A 20,092-nucleotide genomic window follows, 5' to 3' on the forward strand; every position below is an offset into this window, starting at 1 on the left:
GACATGGACCGCCGCATTTTCGGGCTGGAGAACGAGTACGGCGTCACGTGCACGTTCAGGGGACAGCGCCGACTGTCACCTGACGAAGTGGCGCGCTACCTTTTCCGCCGTGTCGTGTCATGGGGCCGCAGCAGCAATGTGTTCCTGCGGAACGGCGCCCGCCTGTACCTCGACGTGGGTTCGCATCCGGAATACGCCACACCGGAATGCGACAACGTGACCGAACTGGTCACCCACGACAAGGCCGGCGAGCGCATTCTCGAGGGCCTGCTCGTCGACGCCGAACGCCGCCTGCACGAGGAGGGGATCGCGGGCGACGTCTATCTCTTCAAGAACAACACCGACTCGGCGGGAAACTCCTACGGCTGCCACGAGAACTATCTCGTCGCACGGCACGGAGAGTTCTCCCGGCTGGCCGACATCCTGATTCCCTTCCTGGTCACCCGGCAGCTCATCTGCGGTGCCGGCAAGGTGCTCCAGACGCCCCGCGGCGCGGTCTACTGCGTCAGCCAGCGCGCCGAGCACATCTGGGAGGGCGTCAGCTCCGCCACCACCCGCTCGCGGCCGATCATCAACACCCGTGACGAGCCGCACGCCGACGCCGAGCGCTACCGCCGCCTCCACGTCATCGTCGGCGACTCCAACATGTCCGAGACGACCATGCTCCTCAAGGTCGGCGCCACCGATCTGGTGCTGCGCATGATCGAGGCGGGCACCGTGATGCGCGACCTCACCCTGGAGAACCCGATCCGGGCCATCCGCGAGGTCAGCCACGACATCACCGGCCAGCGCAAGGTGCGCCTCGCCTCCGGCCGTGAGGCGTCCGCCCTGGAGGTCCAGCGCGAGTACTACGAGAAGGCCGTCGACTTCGTGGACCGCCGGGGTATCCGCACCGGCACCGTCGCCCAGGTCCTGGAGCTGTGGGGCCGCACCCTGGACGCGATCGAGGCCGAGGACCTGGACCGCATCGGCACCGAGATCGACTGGGTCATGAAGTACAAGCTCCTGGAGCGGTACCGGGCCAAGCACAACATGACCATGTCGCACCCGAGGGTCGCGCAGATAGACCTCGCCTACCACGACATCCACCGCCGGCGCGGGCTGTACTACCTCCTGGAGCGCAAGGGCCAGGCCGCCCGCATCTGCAACGACCTGAAGATCTTCGAGGGCAAGTCCGTGCCCCCGCAGACCACCCGCGCGCGGCTGCGCGGGGACTTCATCCGGCGGGCGCAGGAGCAGCGCCGGGACTTCACCGTCGACTGGGTGCACCTCAAGCTCAACGACCAGGCGCAGCGCACGGTGCTCTGCAAGGACCCCTTCCGATCGGTCGACGACCGGGTCGAGAAACTGATCGCCGGAATGTGATCGCGGCGGTGCGGTGGCCGGCCGCACCACCCGGCAGGGTCGTCCAGCACACAGGACCGGAACGTCACCCGGGCCCCGTACGTTTCTCGTACGGGGCCCGGGGCACGCCCTAGAGTGTCCCGGACCGATTGACCGACCGTGCCGTCTGAGATCTGAGGAACACGTGCGCCGACTTGCCGGCCTTCTCGTCGTCCCGCTGCTGCTGCTGTCGGCAGTGGCGTGCGGCAGCGAAAACAAGGACTCCGATTCCGCCTCGTCCACGAACGGGCTGCCCGCCATCACCAAGGGCGAGAAGTTCGGCGAGAAGCCCACGCTCGCCAAGGGCGAGGGCGAGCCGCCGAAGGAGCTGAAGAGCGAGGTCGTGAGCGAGGGCGACGGCGCCACGACCAAGAAGGGCGACCAGATCCAGGTCAACTACCTGGGGCAGACCTGGGACTCCGACCAGCCGTTCGACAACAGCTTCGACCGCGGCCAGCCCTTCGATCTGACGCTGGGCGCCGGACAGGTCATCAAGGGCTGGGACCAGGGCCTGGAGGGCAAGAAGGTCGGCAGCCGCGTCGAGCTGTCCATCCCGCCGGACCTCGCCTACGGGGACCAGGGCCAGGGCCAGATCAAGCCGAACTCCACGCTGGTCTTCGTCGTCGACATCCTGAAGTCGACCACCGTCCCCAAGGTCGCCAAGGGCACCGAGGTCGCCCAGGACAACATCGACCTGCCCAAGGTCGGCACCAACACCGACGGCAAGGCCCCGTCGATCACCGTCCCGAAGAAGGACGCCCCCACCAAGCTCGTGTCGAACTACATCATCGAGGGCGACGGCGCCGCGGTGAAGAAGACCGACACCCTCGCCGTCGCCTACAAGGGCGTCCTGTGGAAGGACGGCAAGGAGTTCGACAGCAGCTACGCCCGCGGCGGCGCGCCGGTCAGCTTCCCGCTCGCCCAGGTCATCCCGGGCTGGCAGGAGGGCCTGGAGGGCAAGAAGGTCGGCAGCCGGGTGCTGCTGGTCATCCCGCCGGACAAGGGCTACGGCGACCAGGAGCAGCAGGGCATCCCGCCGAAGTCGACGCTGGTCTTCTCGGTCGACATCCTCTCGGCCTCCTAGGTCGTGTCCGGAACGTCTCGCCTGGTTCGCGACGTCCGGGCGAACGGCGCGGCCTTTCGGACACCCCCTGGCACGACGTGCTGCCCGGGACCTGCCGGACAGGCCCCGGGCAGTCCGCGTTTCACCTGCGCGTTCTGCGAGAATGACCCGGCCCGCTCGACATGAGAGACACAAGGAGCACCATTCCGTGAGCATCGAGAAGCCCGAGATCGACTTCCCGGGCGGCGAGCCGCCGGCCGACCTGGAGATCAAGGAGGTCTGGGAGGGCGACGGCCCCGAGGCCAAGGCGGGCGACACCGTCCAGGTCCACTACGTGGGCGTGGCCTTCTCCACCGGTGAGGAGTTCGACGCCTCCTGGAACCGCGGCACCCCGCTGCGCTTCCAGCTCGGTGCCGGCCAGGTCATCCAGGGCTGGGACAAGGGCATCCAGGGCATGAAGGTCGGCGGCCGCCGCCAGCTGACCATCCCGGCCCGCCTCGCCTACGGCGACCGCGGCGCCGGCAGCGCCATCGCCCCCGGCGAGACGCTGATCTTCGTCTGCGACCTGGTCGCCGTCTGAGAACACCCCGTGCGCGGCCGCGCACGGTGACGAGGGCCCACGCCGTCCGGCGTGGGCCCTCGCTTTTGTCCGGACACCCCGGGGCGGTACGGTCGACGCTCACAGGGACGACACGAAGAGGTGAAGGGCGTCGATGGCCATCGCCAAGGCCGAGCGGCTGATGAACCTGGCACTGTGCCTGCTCGGCACCCGGCGCCCGCTCAGCAAGCGTGAACTGCGCGGGTCCATCGAGGCGTATCTGGAGGCGTCCACGGACGACTCCTTCAACCGCATGTTCGAGCGGGACAAGGACGATCTCCGTGAACTGGGCCTGGTCATCGAGACCGTGGAGGCTCTGGACGGTGAAATCGGCTACCTGGCACGCCGCGACAGCAACCGGCTCCCGCCGATCACCCTGGACGCCGAGGAGGCCGCCGCCCTGGGGCTGGCCGCCAGGGTCTGGCAGCAGGCCCGCCTCGCCGGCGCCGCCAGCGGAGCCCTCCAGAAGCTGCGCGCCGCGGGAATGCCCGAGGCGGACGACGCCTTCGAGGACCGGCCCGGCGCCCTGGAGCCCCGTATCCCCGTCCACGAGGCCGCGTTCGAGCCGCTGATGCTCGCCTGCCGGGACCGCCGCCCCGTCGTCTTCGACTACCGCAAGGCCAACGCGGCCCGGCCCGAGCAGCGCCATGTCGAGCCGTGGGCCCTGGAATGCTGGCGCGGCCACTGGTACCTCGCCGGGTACGACCGCGACCGCGGCGCCGAACGCGTCTTCCGGCTCTCCCGGATCGTCGGCCGCGTCAAGGCCCGGACCGGCGCCTTCACCGTGCCCGTCCCCGACGTGGTGACCGTCCGGGAGACCGTCGCCGAGTGGGCGGGCGAGACCGCGACCCGCACCGCCCTCATCCGGCTGCGGGCCGGCAGCGGCTACCCGCTGCGCGCCCGGGCCGTCGTCGTCCGGGAACTCGGGGACGGGTGGGACGAGTTGGAGATTCCGTACGGACACGGACTGGACGCCTGGCTCGTCGAGCTGGGCCCGGACGTCGTCGTGCTGGAGCCCGCCGATCTGCGGGCCGACGTGGTCGACCGGCTGCGCGCCGTGGCCAAGGGCTGAGAGGGAGTCGTACGACCGTGGCCGCGAACGCCATCGACCAGACCCGGCGGATGCTGTCGCTGGTGACCTATCTGCGCGAGCGCCCCGGCGCCCGGATCGCGGACGTCGCCCGCGCCTTCGGCATCACCGAGGACGAACTCATCTCCGACCTCGATGTGCTGCCCATGTGCGGCACCAGCTTCCGCGGCGGGGACCTGCTCGACATCGACACCGACGGCGAGCGGATCTGGTGGCGCAACCCCGACGCCTCGGGGGAGTCCACCGCCGAGCCGCTGCGCCTCGCCGCCGACGAGGCCACCGCCCTGCTCGTCGCCGCCCGCGCCGTCGCCACCCTGCCCGGGCTGCGCGAGGGCGACCGGGACGCGCTGCTGCGCGCCACCGCCAAGATCGAGGGGGCGGCCGGCGAGGCGGCGGGCGCGAGTTCCCGGCTGTCGGTCACCTTCGAGGCCGAGGGCGGGGTCTTCGCCGAAGTGGACCGCGCGATCTCGGAGCGGCGGCGGCTCTGGCTGCGCTACTACTCGCCCGCCCGCGACGAGCTCACCGAGCGGGAGGTCGACCCGATCCGGCTCTTCGCCGTCGGCCACACCTATATGGAGGCGTGGTGCCGGCAGTCCGAGGCGCGCCGCACCTTCCGGCTCGACCGGGTCGCGGAGATCCGGCTGCTCGACGCCCCGGCCGCGCCGCCGGAGATCGAACTGCGCGATCTCTCCGAGGGCCTGGTCCAGCCGTCCGCCGACGACCCCGAGGTGGTCGTGGAGGTCGGCCCCGGCGGGCGCTGGGTCGCCGAGTACTACCCCCACGACAGCGCCGAGGAGCTGCCCGACGGCGGCCTGCGCATCACCCTGCGGACCCCGGCGCCCGCCTCGCTGCGCCGGCTCGCCCTCAGACTCGGCCGGGACGGGCGGATCGTGTCCCCGCCCGAGCTGGCCGAGAGCGCGAGGACCGCGGCGCGGGACGCGCTCGCGGCGTACGACGGCCGGGACTGACGGCCGGGATCGAGGAGCTGCACACCGTATGACATCCGCATCCGCCTCCGTGACCCTTCCCCTGGCCGCGCCGCTCGGACCGGTGCTCTTCAAGGCGGCCTGCCCCGACTGCCGGGCCCGGTTCGAGCTGTCGGCGGGCGCGCTGCGGCTCGCGATCGGCGGGAGCCGGCGGACGACCTTCTACTCGTTCACCTGCCCCGAGTGCGGCACCGCGGTCCGCAAGCCGGCGGGCGAGCGGATAGTGGAGCTGCTGACCGGCGGCGGGGTGCGGACGCTGCGGCTGCACTCGGCGGGGTGAGCGCGGGGTGAGCGGGGCTGGGGGTCGCCCGTACCGGGCGGCGGGCCGGACCGTCTAGGCTCGGCGCATGTTCTGGCCCATGCTCGCCGTCGCTCTCGGCTTCCTCGGGATCGCGGTGCTCGGTGTTCTCGGTATCAAGGTCTTCGTCGAGGCCCGCCGCCTCTCCCAGGAGGTCGCCCGCACCGCCCGCCGCATCGACAGAGCCGCCCAGGACCTGGAACGCGCGGCGACGGACCTGGCGCGCACGGGGGAGGCGCTGCGCTGACCTGGGGAGCGCGGGGTTCCGGACAGGCGCCGAGGGGGTGCCCGTGCGGCTCGGGACGGGGAGTACGCTGAAGATCCCGGTGCTCAGGGCCGGAACGCACCGGGCCGGGAGTACGCAAGGGCATTGCCCCCTGTTTACCCCCGCGGGTTACGATCGCAGCGAATGCGCGGTGACCGGACTCGTGTCCGACGCCGGGTAACCAGCCGCAGCCGCCACGGTAATAAGGAAGTCGCCCATGATCGGCAATCTGAAGCCTCTCGAGATCGTTCTGATCATCGCGGTCATCCTGCTGTTGTTCGGTGCCAAGAAGCTTCCCGATATGGCCCGTTCGCTCGGCAAGTCCGCTCGTATCCTCAAGAGCGAGGCCAAGGCGATGAAGAAGGACGACGAGGCGGCGGCCCCCGCTCCGCAGCCCGCCGACCAGGAGCCCGCCCAGCCCACCACCCACCGGACGATCCAGGCCGCGCCCGGGGATGTGACCAGCTCGCGCCCGGTGACCGACACCAACCGCACGACCCAGAGCTGACCCCCAGGCCGCCGCCGTACGAGACGAGGAACGTGGGTTGCTCAAGTCTGCCCGCAAGCAGGAGAAGGACGCCGAGGGGCGGATGCCCCTGGCCGAACACCTGCGTGAGCTGCGCAACCGACTGCTGAAGTCGGTTCTCGCCGTCGTTGTCGCCGTGGTGGTCGCGGCCTACTTCCAGAAGGAGATCTTCGATTTCCTGATGCGGCCGATCCTGGAGTCCGTGGGCTGCACGGACGGTGCCCTGAGGACCAGGAACGGCGAGCCCTGCGCCACGATGACGACGAACGGTCTGCTGTCGCCGTTCACCATCACGCTGAAGGTCTCCCTGATGGCTGGTGTGCTCTTCGCCACGCCGGTCTGGCTGTACCAGCTCTGGGCCTTCGTGGCCCCCGGTCTGCACCGCACGGAGAAGCGGTACTCGCTCGTCTTCGCCTCCATCGGCGTCCCGCTCTTCGCGGCGGGCTCGTACCTCGCGTACACGATCCTTCCGCAGACCGCGGAGATCATGCTCAGCTTCACGCCGGACAACGCGCAGAACCTGCTTCCGCTGGACGACTACCTCGATCTGATCACCCGCATGATCGTGGTGTTCGGCGCGGCCTTCGAGCTCCCGCTGCTGCTCATCCTCCTCAACTTCACCGGTGTCCTCACCGGCAAGCGGATGCTCGGCTGGTGGCGCGGCATGATCATCGGCCTCACGGCGTTCGCCGCGATCGCGACGCCCGGCGGTGAGCCGATCTCCATGCTGCTGCTCGCCGGCCCGCTGGCACTCCTCTACTTCGTCGCGGTCGGCATCTCGATGGCCAACGACTTCCGCCGCCGCAAGCAGGACCCGGACGCGGGGCTCTCCGACGACGAGGCGTCCGAACTCGACCTCACCCCGGCGGCCCTCGGTGGCGTGGAGCCCGTCGCCCCGCCGCGGGCGCTGCCCGAGCAGGCGAGCGGCGAGTCCGACCGACGCGCGCCCGGCGGGTACGACGACGTCACCTGAGTTCGCCCGGAACAGGACCATGGCCCCTGACGACAACGCGGCGAGCGTGCGTGCCGGGCGTCGTGGACCAGGCGAGACGTTCCGGACACGAACCAGTGCCGTGCGTGGCCTCGGACGGACCTCAGATGGACGGTGAACCGCCGAGGTCCCAGACCTTGTCGCCTGCGCCATCGCTCTGGATGTTGTAGGTGACCTTGCCGTCGGCGGTCCAGCCGCCGGCCGAACTCGACGTGTAGGTGCTCGTCCTGATCGGGATCGTCCCGCTCGCGGAGCCGCTCATGGAAGCCTGGAGATTCCCGGTGGCCTTCCGCTGTACGACGTCCCGGCGCTCCAGCCGGACCTCGACGAGCACCTTCTCCATGCCGCAGCAGGCACCCCCGCCGCCGTCCGCCCACTTGACCGTCGCACGGGCGTGGTAGCGGTTCGACGAGTCCCTGACGACGCACAGCTCGATGTACATGTCGAGGTTCGGGCCTACGGTGTCGACTTCCTTGTGCTGCGTCTTGGAGCACTTCGTGGCGGCGGCCGCCGCCACCGGGGTGGGCGCGGCCATCACCCCGACCAGAGCGGCGCTCGCCGCCACCGTGGTGGCCACGGCCTTCCTGCGCAGATTCATTCGTTTCCCCCCGAGTGCCGCGGAGCATGATGTTCCGCTACATAAGGTGACTTCGGTCCTGAGTGATCATGCCTGGCCCGCCGGACCGCGTCATCCGAGAATTCGGACGGATGTGGCCTGATCGCGGTCAACCTGCGGGAGCGCCCGACCGTGCAGGCGAGTTGCACCGCCCCCGGCCAGCGGCCCGATAAAGATCCGCTGAGTGTCCGAGGCGGCGGGTAGGCTCGAAGCAAGATGACCGAGGATCTCTCCCCCGCCGAGCGCTATGCCGCCGCCCGCGTCCGCGCCCGTGAGGAGGCCACCGCGCTGGCCCCCTTCCGCGCGATGTACGAGTTCGGCCTCGACCCCTTCCAGGTCGAGGCGTGCCAGGCCCTGGAGGCCGGCAAGGGCGTGCTCGTCGCGGCGCCGACCGGTTCCGGCAAGACCATCGTGGGCGAGTTCGCCGTCCACCTGGCGCTCGCCCAGGGCCGCAAGTGCTTCTACACGACGCCGATCAAGGCCCTGTCCAACCAGAAGTACGCGGACCTCGTGCGGCGCTACGGCCCCGAGAAGGTCGGCCTGCTCACCGGGGACAACTCCGTCAACTCCGAGGCGCCCGTGGTCGTCATGACCACCGAGGTCCTGCGGAACATGCTGTACGCGGGGTCCTCCTCGCTCAGCGGCCTGGGCTATGTCGTCATGGACGAGGTGCACTACCTCTCGGACCGCTTCCGCGGTGCCGTCTGGGAGGAAGTGATCATCCACCTGCCCGAGTCGGTGACCCTGGTGTCGCTCTCCGCGACCGTGTCCAACGCCGAGGAGTTCGGCGACTGGCTGGACACCGTCCGCGGCGACACCGAGGTGATCGTCTCCGAGGAGCGGCCCGTTCCGCTGTGGCAGCACGTCATGGCCGGCCGCCGGATGTACGACCTCTTCGAGGAGAGCACCGACCACGGCGGCCGGGGCCGGACCAAGCGCGAGGTCAACCCGGACCTGGTGCGCCTGGCCCGGATGGAGAACCAGCGGACGTACAACCCGCGCGACCGGCGCCGCGGCAAGATGGTCCGCGAGGCCGACCGGGAGCGCGAGCGCCGTCAGCGCAGCCGCATCTGGACGCCGGGCCGGCCCGAGGTGATCGACCGGCTCGACGCCGAGGGGCTGCTGCCCGCGATCACCTTCATCTTCAGCCGGGCCGGCTGCGAGGCCGCCGTCCAGCAGTGCCTGTACGCCGGGCTCCGCCTCAACGACGAGGACGCGCGCGCCGAGGTGCGCCGGATCGTGGAGGAGCGCACCGCCGCCATCCCCGGCGAGGACCTGCACGTCCTCGGCTACTACGAGTGGCTGGAGGGCCTGGAGCGGGGCATCGCCGCGCACCACGCCGGCATGCTGCCGACCTTCAAGGAGGTCGTGGAGGAGCTGTTCGTCCGCGGCCTGGTGAAGGCCGTGTTCGCCACCGAGACCCTGGCGCTGGGCATCAACATGCCCGCGCGGACGGTGGTGTTGGAGAAGCTCGTCAAGTGGAACGGCGAGCAGCACGCCGACATCACCCCCGGCGAGTACACCCAGCTCACCGGCCGGGCCGGGCGGCGCGGGATCGACGTCGAGGGCCACGCGGTGGTCCTGTGGCAGCGCGCGATGGACCCGTCCGCGCTGGCCGGGCTCGCGGGCACCCGCACGTATCCGCTGCGCTCCAGCTTCAGGCCCTCGTACAACATGGCCGTCAACCTTGTGCACCAGTTCGGCCGGCACCGCTCCCGGGAGCTGCTGGAGACCTCCTTCGCGCAGTTCCAGGCGGACCGGTCGGTCGTCGGGATCTCCCGCCAGGTCCAGCGCAACGAGGAAGGGCTGGAAGGCTACCGGGAGGGCATGACCTGCCACCTGGGCGACTTCGAGGAGTACGCGCGGCTGCGCCGGGAGCTCAAGGACCGGGAGAACGAGCTGGCCAAGCAGGGCGCCGCGCAGCGCCGGGCAGCGGCCGCCGCCTCCCTGGAGAAGCTCCGGCCGGGCGATGTGATCCATGTGCCGACCGGCAAGTTCGCCGGCCTGGCGCTGGTCCTGGACCCGGGGCTCCCGGCCGGCCGGACCAACGGCCACCGGGGCTTCGACCACCACGACGGGCCGCGCCCGCTGGTCCTCACCGCCGAGCGCCAGGTCAAGCGGCTGGCCTCGATGGACTTCCCGGTGCCGGTGGAGGCGCTGGAGCGGATGCGCATCCCCAAGTCCTTCAACGCCCGCTCCCCGCAGTCCCGCCGCGACCTGGCCTCGGCGCTGCGCACCAAGGCCGGGCACATCGTGCCGGACCGGCACCGCCGGGGCCGGTCATCGGCCGCGGACGACCGCGAGATCAGCAGGCTGCGGACCGCGCTGCGCGCCCACCCGTGCCACGGCTGCGACGAGCGCGAGGACCACGCCCGCTGGGCCGAGCGCTACCACCGGCTCCAGCGCGACACCCGGCAGCTGGAGCGGCGCATCGAGGGCCGCACCAACACCATCGCGCGCACCTTCGACCGGATCGTCGCCCTGCTGACCGAGATGGACTACCTCCGCGGCGACGAGGTCACCGAGCACGGCAGGCGCCTCGCCCGCCTCTACGGCGAACTCGACCTGCTGGCCAGCGAGTGCCTGCGCGAGGGCGTCTGGGAGGGCCTCGTCCCCGCCGAACTCGCCGCCTGCGTCTCGGCCCTGGTCTACGAGTCCCGCCAGGCGGACGACGCGGTGGCCCCCAAGGTCCCGGCCGGCGCGGCCAAGACCGCCCTCGGCGAGATGGTCCGCATCTGGGGCCGCCTCGACGCGCTGGAGGAGGACTTCCGGATCAACCAGGCGGAGGGCGTCGGCCAGCGCGAGCCCGACCTCGGCTTCGCCTGGGCCGCGTACCAGTGGGCCTCCGACCGGGGCCTGGACGAGGTCCTGCGGGAGGCGGAGATGCCGGCCGGCGACTTCGTCCGCTGGTCCAAGCAGGTCATCGACGTCCTCGGCCAGATCGCCGCCGCGGCCCCCAGGGAGAACAGCACCGTCGCGAAGAACGCGCGCAAGGCGGTGGACGCGATGCTGCGGGGGGTGGTGGCGTACAGCTCCCTGGGCTGAGCGGGAGAACCGGCCCGGCCCGCCCCGGTCACCGCCCACATGGCGGTGGCCGGGGCGGCTGCGTTGTGCGGCGCCCCCGCGGGCCAGGGCGCCGGTGCGAAAAGATTCCCGCCGGACCAATCCGATCACCCCCGTCGGCACGAATAGCACCCGAGGGGCGGCTCCCAGCCGCTCGGAGGGAGCGGAATGAGAGCGACGGAGCGGCGGCGGACCGCCGTGGTGGGGAGTGGGGTCGCCGGGCTGACCGCCGCGTACATCCTTCAGCGTGAGCACGAGGTGACCCTGTACGAGGCGGACTCGCGGCTCGGCGGGCATGCGCACACCCATGACGTACCGGGGCCCGGTGGGCGGCTGACGCGGGTGGACTCCGGGTTCATCGTGCACAACGAGCGGACCTATCCGCAGCTGCTGCGCCTCTTCGGGGAACTCGGGGTGGCCACGCAGGAGTCGGAGATGAGCATGTCCGTGCGGTGCGAGGGCTGCGGGCTGGAGTACGCGGGCGCGCGCGGGCCCGCCGGGCTGTTCGCGCGGCCCCGGCAGGCGCTGCGCGGGGCGTATCTGCGGATGCTCACCGAGGTGCCCCGCTTCCACCGGCGGGCGCGGCGGCTGCTGGACGAGGAGCGCGACGAGACGCTGACCGTGGGGCGGTTCATCGCGGACGCGGGCTTCTCCCCGTATTTCACGGCCCACTTCATGGCGCCGGTCGTCTCCTGCGTCTGGTCCTGCGACGCCCGCACCGCCCTGCGGTACCCCGCGCTGCACCTGTTCCGCTTCCTCGACCACCACGGGATGCTCGCGATCTCCGGCTCCCCGGTCTGGCGCACGGTCACCGGCGGCTCGCGCGAGTACGTGGACCGGATCGGCAAGCAGCTCTCCGCCGTGCGTACCGGCACCCCCGTCCGGGCCGTGCGCCGCCACGCCGACGGCGTCGAGGTCACCGGGGAGGACGGGGAGAGCCGGGAGTACGACGGCGTGGTCGTCGCCACCCACCCCGACCAGGCCCTGCGCCTCCTCGCCGACCCGACCGCCGAGGAGACCAGGGCCCTCGGCGCGTTCACCTACTCCCGCAACACGACCGTCCTGCACACCGACGACTCCGTCCTCCCGCGCTCCGCCGGGGCCCGGGCGAGCTGGAACTTCTCCATGCCGGACTGCGACGCGGGCGCCGCGGCGGTGCGGGTGAGCTATGACATGAACCGGCTGATGCGGCTGGACGCCCCCGAGTCCTACGTCGTCACCCTGGGCGGCGCGGAGCGCGTACCCGAGGACCGGGTGCTGGCGCGGATGGCGTACGAGCACCCGGTCTTCACGCCCGAGTCCGTCGCCGCCCAGCGGCTGCTGCCCGCCCTCAGCGGGCCCGTCACCGCCTTCGCCGGGGCGTACCACGGCTGGGGCTTCCACGAGGACGGCTGCCGCTCCGGGGTCGAGGCGGCCCGCGCCCTGGGGGTGGAGTGGTGAGCAGCGCACCCGCCGCCCGCGCCCCGGCCCCCGCCCTGTACCCGTGCGAGGTCGCCCATGTGCGGACCGCGCCGAGCACCTACGCCCTGCGGCACCGCACCTATCTCTGGCTGGTCGACCCCGACGCCCCGCCCCGGCTTCCGCTGCCGCTGCGGCCCCTCGCCCGCTTCGACGCCCGGGACCACTTCGGTGGCGGCGCGCCCAGCATCCGCGCCGGGCTCGCCGCGTTCCTCGCGGCGCGGGGCATCGAACTCGGCGACGCGCGGGTGCTGATGCTCGCCCACGGCCGCGTCCTCGGACATGTCTTCAACCCGCTGACCCTCTACTGGTGCCGCCGCCCCGACGGCACCCCGCTCTGCACCGTCGCCGAGGTCCACAACACCTACGGCGAGCGCCACTGCTACCTCCTCCACGCCGACGAGGAGCACCGGGCCACCGTGGACAAGGAGTTCTACGTCTCCCCGTTCTTCGACGTCGAGGGCCGCTACCGGATGCGGCTGCCCGAACCGGGGGAGCGGCTCGCCCTGACGGTCCATCTGGAGCAGGACGGCGGGCGCCCGTTCACCGCGACCGTGCGCGGCGAACGCCGCCCCGCCACCACCGGCGCGGTGCTGCGCTGCGTGCTGCGCCGCCCCCTCGCCACCCTCGCCGTGTCCGCGGGTATCCGCTACCACGGCATACGCCTCTACCTGCGCCGCCTGCCCGTGCGGCCCCGTCCCCGTCACAGCCCCCAGGAGGGTGTCCAGTGAGCGTGCCCGTCATCCCCGTCCCGCCGATCCCGAACCCGGCCTCGCCCCCGACCCCGGCCCCGACCGCCGGCGCGGTCCGCGTCGACGCGGAGCGGTGGCCGGACGTCGCCGCGCCGCCCGAGGTGTCCCGGCTGCGCACGGCGGTCGCCGAGCGGATCGTCCGGCACGCCGTGCGGCCGCTCCCGCTGCGGGTCCGGATCGCCGGTGAGGACGAACCCCTGGGCCTGGGCGGGCCGTTGATGCGCGTCCACCAGCCGCGCGCCTTCTTCCGGCGCATCGCGGCGGGCGGGCTCATCGGCTTCGGGGAGTCCTATATGGCGGGCGAGTGGGACGCCCCGGACCTGGTGGGCGTCCTCGAAGTCCTCGCGGGGAACGCGGCGACGCTGGTGCCCCCGTCCCTCCAGCGGCTGCGCGGACTCTGGGCCCCTCGGCAGCCGGACCGGCACCGCAACACCACCGACGCGACCCGCGCCAACATCAGCCACCACTACGACCTCTCCAACGAGCTGTTCGCCCTGTTCCTCGACGAGACGATGACCTACTCCGCCGGGGTGTTCCGGGCGCTGCCCGCCGAGCCGGAGCTGCTGGCCGCCGCCCAGCACCGCAAGATCGACCGGCTGCTGGACCTGGCGGGGGTCGGCGAGGGCACCCAGCTCCTGGAGATCGGCACCGGCTGGGGCGAACTCGCCCTGCGCGCCGCCCGCCGGGGCGCGAAGGTCGTCAGCGTCACCCTCTCCGAGGAGCAGCAGCGCCTGGCCCGGCGGCGGCTGCGGGAGGCGGGCCTCGCGGACCGGGTCACCGTCCTGCTGCGCGACTACCGCAAGGTGCTGGGCACCTATGACGCCGTGGTCAGCGTGGAGATGATCGAGGCGGTCGGCGCCGAGTTCTGGCCGGAGTACTTCCGGACCCTGGACCGGCTGCTCGCCCCCGGCGGCCGGGTCGCCCTCCAGGCGATCACCATGCCGCACGAGCGGATGCTCGCCTCCCGGGACACCCACACCTGGATCCAGAAGTACATCTTCCCCGGCGGAATGCTCCCCTCCACCCAGGCGATGCGCGAGGTCACCGAGGAGCACACCGCCCTGCGCGTCACGGCCTGCGACGGCTACGGACCGCACTACGCGGAGACCCTGCGGCTGTGGCGGGAGACCTTCAGCGCCCGGGCCGCCGAGGTGGACGCGCTCGGCTTCGACGAGACCTTCCGCCGGATGTGGACCTTCTACCTGGCCTACTCGGAGGCGGGCTTCCGCTCCGGTTACCTGGATGTGCGCCAGCTGAGGCTGACCCGGCCCGGCAGGAACGGAGAGACGGCATGACGGCTTCCGCGACCACTCCGGCCCGGGGCGCGGCGACCGGACCGGGCCGCGGCGACCGCACCCCGCGCACCCGCACCCGCACCCGCACCCGCACCGGCGCCGCCCAGCGCCTGCTACCCCTCGTCGAGGAGGTCCTCGGCGGGCGGCTGCCCCTGCGGCTGCGCGCCTGGGACGGCTCCACCGCGGGCACCGGCACCGGACCGGTGGTGGTGATCCGTTCCCGGCGGGCCCTGCGCCGGCTGCTGTGGCAGCCCGGTGAACTCGGCCTCGCCCAGGCGTACATCACGGGCGAGATCGATGTCGAGGGCGACCTCGCGGAGGGGCTGCGCACCGTCTGGGCCGCCGTCCGCGGGCGCGCCCTCGCCCCGCACCGGCTCACCCTCGCCGACCGGGCCCGGGCGCTGGGCACCGCGCTGCGCCTCGGCGCCGTCGGGCCCCGCCCGCCCGCGCCCGCCTCCCAGGCCCGGCTCAGCGGCGACCCGCACAGCAAGTCCCGTGACCGGGCGGCGATCAGCCACCACTACGACCTGTCCAACGACTTCTACGCCCTGCTGCTCGACGACACCATGGCGTACTCCTGCGCGTACTGGACCGACGCCGACGCCGACGCCGACGCCGACGCGGGTGCGGGCCCGGGCGCGGGCGCGGGTCAGAGTCTCGGGGACGCGCAGCGCGCCAAGCTGGAGCTGATCTGCCGCAAGCTCGGACTGCGCGCCGGTGACCGGCTGCTGGACATCGGCTGCGGCTGGGGCTCGCTCACCCTGTACGCGGCGGCGGAGCACCAGGTCCGGGTCACCGCCGTGACCCTCGCCGCCGAACAGGCCGCCCATGTACGGCGGCAGGTCGAGGAGCGGGGGCTCGGCGGGCTGGTCGAGGTCCGGCACAGCGACTACCGGGACATCGAGGGCGGCGGCTACGACGCGGTCTCCACCGTCGAGATGGGCGAGCACGTCGGCGACGCCGAGTACCCGGCGTTCACCGCCGTGCTGCACGGGATGGTCCGGCCGGGCGGCCGGGTCCTCGTGCAGCAGATGTCCCGGGGCGCCAACGCGCCCGGCGGGGGCACGTTCATCGAGTCGTACATCGCCCCGGACATGCATATGCGCCCGGTCGGAGACACGGTCTCCCTGCTGGAGGGCGCCGGGTTGGAGGTCCGGTCCGTGGAGTCGCTGCGCGAGCACTACGCGCGCACGGTCGCGGCCTGGCACCGGACGCTGGAGGAGCGCTGGGCCGAGTTCGCCGCCCTCGCCGGGGAGGAGACGGCCCGGGTCTGGCGGCTCTATCTGGTCGGCGGCGGGCTGGCGTTCGAGGAACGGCGGATGGGCGTCGACCAGATCCTCGCGGTGCGGCCCGGCGCGGGCGGGGCTTCCGGAATGCCCGCGACACCGAAGGAGTGGTACGCGTCATGAACGGCTTCTCGTGGGCGGCGTTCGCGCAGGGGCTCGGCCTCAGCGCGGGCGCCGCGCTCGCCGTGATGCTGGTGACCTTCGCCGTGGCGGTGCGCAAGGGGCTGCACCGGATCGTGGACGTCGCCTGGGGGCTCGGGTTCGCGGCGGTGGCCCTGACCTCGTACGCCGCCTCCGCCGGTGAGGGCGACGACCCGCGCCGGCTGCTCGTCACCGTACTGACCTGCGTCTGGGGGCTGCGGCTCGCCGCGCACATCGCGCGGCGCGGCCGGGGCCACGGCGAGGACCCCCGGTACGAGCGGATGCTCTCCCGCGCCCCCGGCAACCGGAACCTCTACGCGCTGCGGATGGTCTACCTCCTCCAGGGCGCCCTGGTGTGGCTGGTCTCGCTCCCCGTGCAGGCCGCGCAGTACGTCCACGGCCCGGCCGGGGCCGTGGTCTGGGCGGGCTGCGCGGTCTGGCTCGCCGGTCTCGTCTTCGAGGCGGTGGGGGACGCGCAGCTCGCCCGGTTCAAGGCGGACCCGGCGAACAAGGGCCGGATCATGGACCGGGGCCTGTGGTCGTGGACGCGGCACCCGAACTACTTCGGGGACTTCCTGGTGTGGTGGGGCCTGTTCCTCTTCGTCTGCGACCTGCCGGCCGTGGCCGCGATGTGCCTGGTCAGCCCGGTGGTGATGAGCTTCCTGCTGACCCGGGGGAGCGGCAAGCGGCTGCTGGAGCGGCATATGGCGGACCGGCCGGGCTTCGCCGCGTACGCGGCCCGTACCAGCGGCTTCCTCCCGCTGCCGCCGAAGCGGGACGCGGTCCCCGGGACCCGGCGGCCCTGAGCCCGGGCGCCTTGAGACCGGGGCCCGGCCGCCCGGCCCCGGCCGGGCCCCGCGCTCAGGGGCCGCCGGGCCTCACGCGGGGAAGTCCATCAGGGCCACCGGCTCCGAGGTCGGCGCCTCGGAGCCGCCCGCCGGCTCGACCGTGATCCCCATACCCGAGGCGCCGCCCACCGGCCCCTCCATCAGCACCGCGCCCCCGGTCGCCGCCGGGTCCATGAGCCCCGCCGAGCGCATCGCCTCGCCGTCGTTGAACCAGAGCTGGTAGACCTTGCCCGCCGGGGGCCTGGGCATCCCCGAGGCGAGGAACACGGCCCGGTCCCGGTCGCGTGAGACGACGACCGTGGCCCGCGCCCCGTCAGCCAGGTTCCCGCTCTCCACGACGGCGTCCGGGGCGGAGAGCACCGCCGTCAGCTCGTCCGTCCTGCGCTCGGCCCGCTCCGCGCGTTCCCTCGCGTCCCGGGCCTCCTGGTACTGCCAGACCGCCACCCCGCCGAGCGAGGCCGCCGCCGCGACGCACGCGGCGAGGACGAACCGGGACACGGCCCGGCGCCGGCCACCGGTGACCCGGACGGCCTGGCGCGGGACGACGGGGCCCTCCTGACGCTCCGCCGGGAGCCGGGCCATCACCCGCTGCTTGAGCGCGGGCGGCGCGGTCACGGTCACGGCGGCGGCCAGCCTCCCCGCGGTCGCGGCCAGTTCGCGGACCTCCTGCGCGCAGGACGGGCAGGCGCGCAGATGGCTCTCGAACTCCGCGCGCTCCTCGGGCGAGAGGGCGTGCAGCACATAGGCCCCCGTCAGCATGTGCAGATCAACGGTGTTCACGCGCTCACCCCCAGGCAGTCGCGCAGCCGGATCAGCCCGTCGCGCAGTCGGGTCTTGACCGTGCCGAGCGGCACGGACAGCAGTTCGGCGACCTCGCGGTACGCGAGGCCCCGGTAGTACGCCAGCGTCACGGACTCGCGCTGGAGTTCGGTCAGCCCGCCGAGGCAGCGGCGCACCTGCTCGCGCTCCAGCCGGGCCTCCACCTGCTCGGTGACCTCGTCGTACGCGGGCGTCCGCTCCAGCAGGGCGGCTCGCCGCTCCCGGTCGGTGGCCGCCTGGGCGGAGCGCACCCGGTCCACGGCCCGGCGGTGGGCCAGGGTGAGGATCCAGGTCTTCGCGGAGCCGCGGGCGGGCTGGTAGCGGGCCGCCGTGCGCCAGACCTCGACGAGGACCTCCTGCGCGACCTCCTCCGACTGGGCGGGGTCGCGCAGGACCGTGCGCACCAGCCCGAGGACCGCACCGCTCACGGCGTCGTAGACCTCGGAGAAGGCGTCCTGGTCGCCTCTGGCCACCAGGGCGAGCAGCTCCTGAAGATCGGGCCCCGCCGGGGCGGGGCCACCGATGTGGACGGCTTCTTTCACGCGGTGTTCCTCCACGGTGCGCACGGCCGGGACGTCCGTCGCGGACGTCTGTCGTGCCGTATTCGGAGCCGGGAGGGGAGCGGATTGGTCCGCGGCGGAACGTTCCGGAGCGGACGGGCCGGAGCCGCCCGGTCCCGGTGCCGCGCATCGTGTCATGCGAAGGACCGCCCCGGTCGGCCGGGGCGGTCCGGGGCGGTGGGCGGGTCAGGCCGCCGGCTGGTCCTGCTCGCGCTCCACCTGCTCGTTCCACTCGCGCTTGATCGCGCGCCACGCCTCGTCCGTCTTGCCGACCCGCCAGTAGCCCGAGATCGAGAGGCGGGCGAGCGGGATGCCGTGCTCCACATGGAGATGGCGGCGCAGCTCCTTCACCGCGCCCGCCTCGCCGTGCACAAAGGCGCAGACCTCGCCCTCGGGGAAGTCCAGCCCGGTCACGGCCTCGACCAGGGCGGCGCCCGCGGGCCGGTCGCCGCGGTGCAGCCAGACGACCTCCACCCCGTCCGGGGTGACGATCTTCTGCTCGTCCTCCGCGCCCCCGACCTCCACGAAGGCGTGCACCACCGCGCCCTGCGGCATCCGCTCCAGGGCCGCGGCGATGGCCGGCAGCGCGCTCTCGTCGCCCGCCAGCAGGTGCCAGTCGGCCGCCGGGTCCGGGGCGTAGCCGCCGCCGGGGCCGAGCAGGTACATCGGGTCGCCGACCCGGGCCCGCGCCGCCCAGGGGCCGGCCAGGCCCTCGTCGCCGTGGACCACGAAGTCGATCGTCGCCTCGCGGTGGGCCGCGTCCCAGGTTCGGATCGTGTACGTGCGGTTGGCGGGCCACTGCTCGCGGGGGAACTCCGCGCGGACGCGGTCCATGTCGAACGGCTCGGGGTAGCTCACGCCCTCGGGCGCGAAGAGCAGTTTGACGTAGTGGTCGGTGTACTCGTCGGCGCTGAAGGAGGTGTCCTCGGGGAGCCCGAGCACCACCCGCACCATGTGCGGGGTGAGCCGCTCGGTGCGGACCACCTTCGCCTCGTGGACCTGCGGTGCCTTGCGGGCCGGTCGTTCAGCCACGGTGTCTCCCCTGACGATGTACGTACTTAGGCTTGCCTAAGTTAACACTCCGTACGGCGGGCCGCCCGCCGCTCAGCCCGCCAGGGCCGTCCGCAGCCGCACCACCGCGCCGCCCAGCCCCCAGCGCTCGGCCAGCGCGTCCAGGGCGGCCGGGTCCCGCGGTTCCTCGGGCAGCGAGAGGTCGGCCTCGGGCAGCGGTACGTCCGAGGCGACGCGCACCACCTTCGGCGCGACCGCCAGATAGGGGCGCGCCTCGTCCAGCCGGCGGCGCTGCGCCGGGGTGAGCTTCGAGGTCCGGTCGTCCACCGCCGCCAGGATTCCGGCCAGGTCGCCGTACGCGTCCAGCAGCTTCGCGGCGGTCTTCTCGCCGATGCCCGGCACCCCGGGCAGCCCGTCGCTCGGGTCGCCGCGCAGCAGCGCCAGATCGACGTAACCGCGCCCGTCCACACCGTACTTCTCGCGCAGCCACGCCTCGTCGGTGGCCTGGAGGGTGCCGACGCCCTTCAGCGGGTAGAGCACCCGGCGCCGCTTGGCGTCGTCGACCAGCTGGTACAGGTCGCGGTCGCCGGTGACGATGTCCACCGGGCCACTCGCCCGCGCGGTCAGGGTGCCGATCACGTCGTCCGCCTCGTAACCGTCCGCGCCGATACGGGCGATGCCGACCGCCGCCAGCACCTCCCGGATCACCGGGACCTGCGGGTCGAGGGTGTCCGGGGTCTCCTCCACATCCGGGCCCCGCTCCTGCTCCTCGGCGACCCGGTGCGCCTTGTACGACGGGATCAGGTCCACCCGCCACTGCGGACGCCAGTCATTGTCCCAGCAGGCCACCAGGTCGTCGGGCCGGTGGTCCTGCACCAGCCGCGCGATGAAGTCCATCAGCCCGCGGACCGCGTTGACGGGCGTGCCGTCGGGGGCGCGGACCGAGTCGGGGACGCCGTAGTAGGCGCGGAAGTAGAGGGAGGCGGTGTCGAGGAGCATCAGGCGTCGCGTCACACGCACGATGATGCCGCACCCCGCCGACA

20 protein-coding genes are annotated in these 20,092 nt (G+C 72.8%); 15 read left to right on the plus strand and 5 right to left on the minus strand.

The genetic code is table 11. The annotated features are described in order from the left end of the window. Positions 1–3 precede the first annotated feature (3 nt). From pafA to tatC, 9 genes are all read left to right on the plus strand, one after another. Positions 4–1,365 (plus strand): Pup--protein ligase, encoded by a 1,362-nt coding sequence (gene pafA / locus ABZ457_RS15960; RefSeq protein WP_026277853.1) that lies wholly within the window; start codon positions 4–6, stop codon positions 1,363–1,365. A 163-nt stretch (positions 1,366–1,528) separates the two neighbouring features. Next, positions 1,529–2,467, plus strand: a complete 939-nt coding sequence (locus ABZ457_RS15965; protein ID WP_359158127.1) for an FKBP-type peptidyl-prolyl cis-trans isomerase — start codon at positions 1,529–1,531, stop codon at positions 2,465–2,467. A gap of 187 nt (positions 2,468–2,654) precedes the next feature. Next, positions 2,655–3,026 (plus strand): FKBP-type peptidyl-prolyl cis-trans isomerase, encoded by a 372-nt coding sequence (locus ABZ457_RS15970; protein ID WP_359158129.1) that lies wholly within the window; start codon positions 2,655–2,657, stop codon positions 3,024–3,026. A 133-nt stretch (positions 3,027–3,159) separates the two neighbouring features. Then, positions 3,160–4,116, plus strand: coding sequence for a WYL domain-containing protein (locus tag ABZ457_RS15975; RefSeq protein WP_359158130.1), 957 nt, complete (start codon positions 3,160–3,162; stop codon positions 4,114–4,116). A gap of 17 nt (positions 4,117–4,133) precedes the next feature. Next, the gene (locus ABZ457_RS15980) at positions 4,134–5,102 is read left to right on the plus strand and encodes a WYL domain-containing protein (RefSeq protein ID WP_018848988.1); all 969 of its coding nucleotides are present in this window, start codon (positions 4,134–4,136) and stop codon (positions 5,100–5,102) included. 28 nt (positions 5,103–5,130) lie between these two features. Continuing rightward, a complete protein-coding gene (locus ABZ457_RS15985; protein ID WP_359158131.1) occupies positions 5,131–5,400 on the plus strand; it encodes a hypothetical protein in 270 nt (89 codons plus the stop codon). A gap of 67 nt (positions 5,401–5,467) precedes the next feature. Further along, complete coding sequence (locus tag ABZ457_RS15990; RefSeq protein ID WP_018848986.1) at positions 5,468–5,665, plus strand: hypothetical protein; 198 nt, start codon at positions 5,468–5,470, stop codon at positions 5,663–5,665. A gap of 235 nt (positions 5,666–5,900) precedes the next feature. After that, a complete protein-coding gene (gene tatA, locus ABZ457_RS15995) occupies positions 5,901–6,191 on the plus strand; it encodes a Sec-independent protein translocase subunit TatA (protein ID WP_359158133.1) in 291 nt (96 codons plus the stop codon). Positions 6,192–6,228: 37 nt separating this feature from the next. Then, the gene (gene tatC, locus ABZ457_RS16000) at positions 6,229–7,182 is read left to right on the plus strand and encodes a twin-arginine translocase subunit TatC (RefSeq protein ID WP_359158134.1); all 954 of its coding nucleotides are present in this window, start codon (positions 6,229–6,231) and stop codon (positions 7,180–7,182) included. A gap of 121 nt (positions 7,183–7,303) precedes the next feature. Here the strand turns inward: tatC and ABZ457_RS16005 are convergent, their stop codons facing one another. Further along, positions 7,304–7,798 carry a hypothetical protein gene (locus tag ABZ457_RS16005; protein ID WP_359158135.1) on the minus strand — a complete coding sequence of 165 codons (495 nt, stop codon included), beginning with the start codon at positions 7,796–7,798 and terminating at the stop codon, positions 7,304–7,306. A gap of 234 nt (positions 7,799–8,032) precedes the next feature. On the opposite strand from ABZ457_RS16005, the gene ABZ457_RS16010 reads away from it, so the two are divergent. From ABZ457_RS16010 to ABZ457_RS16035, 6 genes are all read left to right on the plus strand, one after another. Further along, entirely contained in the window at positions 8,033–10,861 is a 2,829-nt protein-coding gene (locus ABZ457_RS16010) for a DEAD/DEAH box helicase (protein WP_359158136.1), read from the plus strand. A 186-nt stretch (positions 10,862–11,047) separates the two neighbouring features. Continuing rightward, positions 11,048–12,319, plus strand: a complete 1,272-nt coding sequence (locus ABZ457_RS16015; protein ID WP_359158138.1) for an FAD-dependent oxidoreductase — start codon at positions 11,048–11,050, stop codon at positions 12,317–12,319. Next, complete coding sequence (locus ABZ457_RS16020; protein WP_359158139.1) at positions 12,316–13,068, plus strand: DUF1365 domain-containing protein; 753 nt, start codon at positions 12,316–12,318, stop codon at positions 13,066–13,068. Before ABZ457_RS16015 ends, ABZ457_RS16020 begins: the two co-directional genes overlap by 4 nt. A gap of 26 nt (positions 13,069–13,094) precedes the next feature. Continuing rightward, positions 13,095–14,384 (plus strand): cyclopropane-fatty-acyl-phospholipid synthase family protein, encoded by a 1,290-nt coding sequence (locus tag ABZ457_RS16025; protein WP_359158185.1) that lies wholly within the window; start codon positions 13,095–13,097, stop codon positions 14,382–14,384. After that, positions 14,381–15,793 (plus strand): cyclopropane-fatty-acyl-phospholipid synthase family protein, encoded by a 1,413-nt coding sequence (locus ABZ457_RS16030; RefSeq protein ID WP_359158140.1) that lies wholly within the window; start codon positions 14,381–14,383, stop codon positions 15,791–15,793. The genes ABZ457_RS16025 and ABZ457_RS16030 overlap by 4 nt, the downstream gene beginning before the upstream one ends. After that, complete coding sequence (locus tag ABZ457_RS16035; protein ID WP_359158141.1) at positions 15,790–16,617, plus strand: DUF1295 domain-containing protein; 828 nt, start codon at positions 15,790–15,792, stop codon at positions 16,615–16,617. Before ABZ457_RS16030 ends, ABZ457_RS16035 begins: the two co-directional genes overlap by 4 nt. Positions 16,618–16,689: 72 nt before the next feature. On the opposite strand, the gene ABZ457_RS16040 is transcribed toward ABZ457_RS16035, so the two are convergent. The 4 genes from ABZ457_RS16040 to ABZ457_RS16055 form a co-directional block, all read right to left on the minus strand. Beyond that, complete coding sequence (locus tag ABZ457_RS16040) at positions 16,690–17,439, minus strand: anti-sigma factor (RefSeq protein ID WP_359158142.1); 750 nt, start codon at positions 17,437–17,439, stop codon at positions 16,690–16,692. Continuing rightward, positions 17,436–18,020, minus strand: a complete 585-nt coding sequence (locus ABZ457_RS16045) for a sigma-70 family RNA polymerase sigma factor (RefSeq protein WP_359158144.1) — start codon at positions 18,018–18,020, stop codon at positions 17,436–17,438. The genes ABZ457_RS16040 and ABZ457_RS16045 overlap by 4 nt, the downstream gene beginning before the upstream one ends. 204 nt (positions 18,021–18,224) lie before the next feature. After that, a complete protein-coding gene (locus tag ABZ457_RS16050) occupies positions 18,225–19,070 on the minus strand; it encodes a siderophore-interacting protein (RefSeq protein WP_359158145.1) in 846 nt (281 codons plus the stop codon). Positions 19,071–19,142: 72 nt separating this feature from the next. Further along, entirely contained in the window at positions 19,143–20,048 is a 906-nt protein-coding gene (locus ABZ457_RS16055) for a 5'-3' exonuclease (protein ID WP_359158187.1), read from the minus strand. Positions 20,049–20,092: the final 44 nt, after the last annotated feature.

It is taken from the genome of Streptomyces sp. NPDC005805, from assembly GCF_040630445.1.
Classification (GTDB): Bacteria; Actinomycetota; Actinomycetes; order Streptomycetales; family Streptomycetaceae; genus Streptomyces.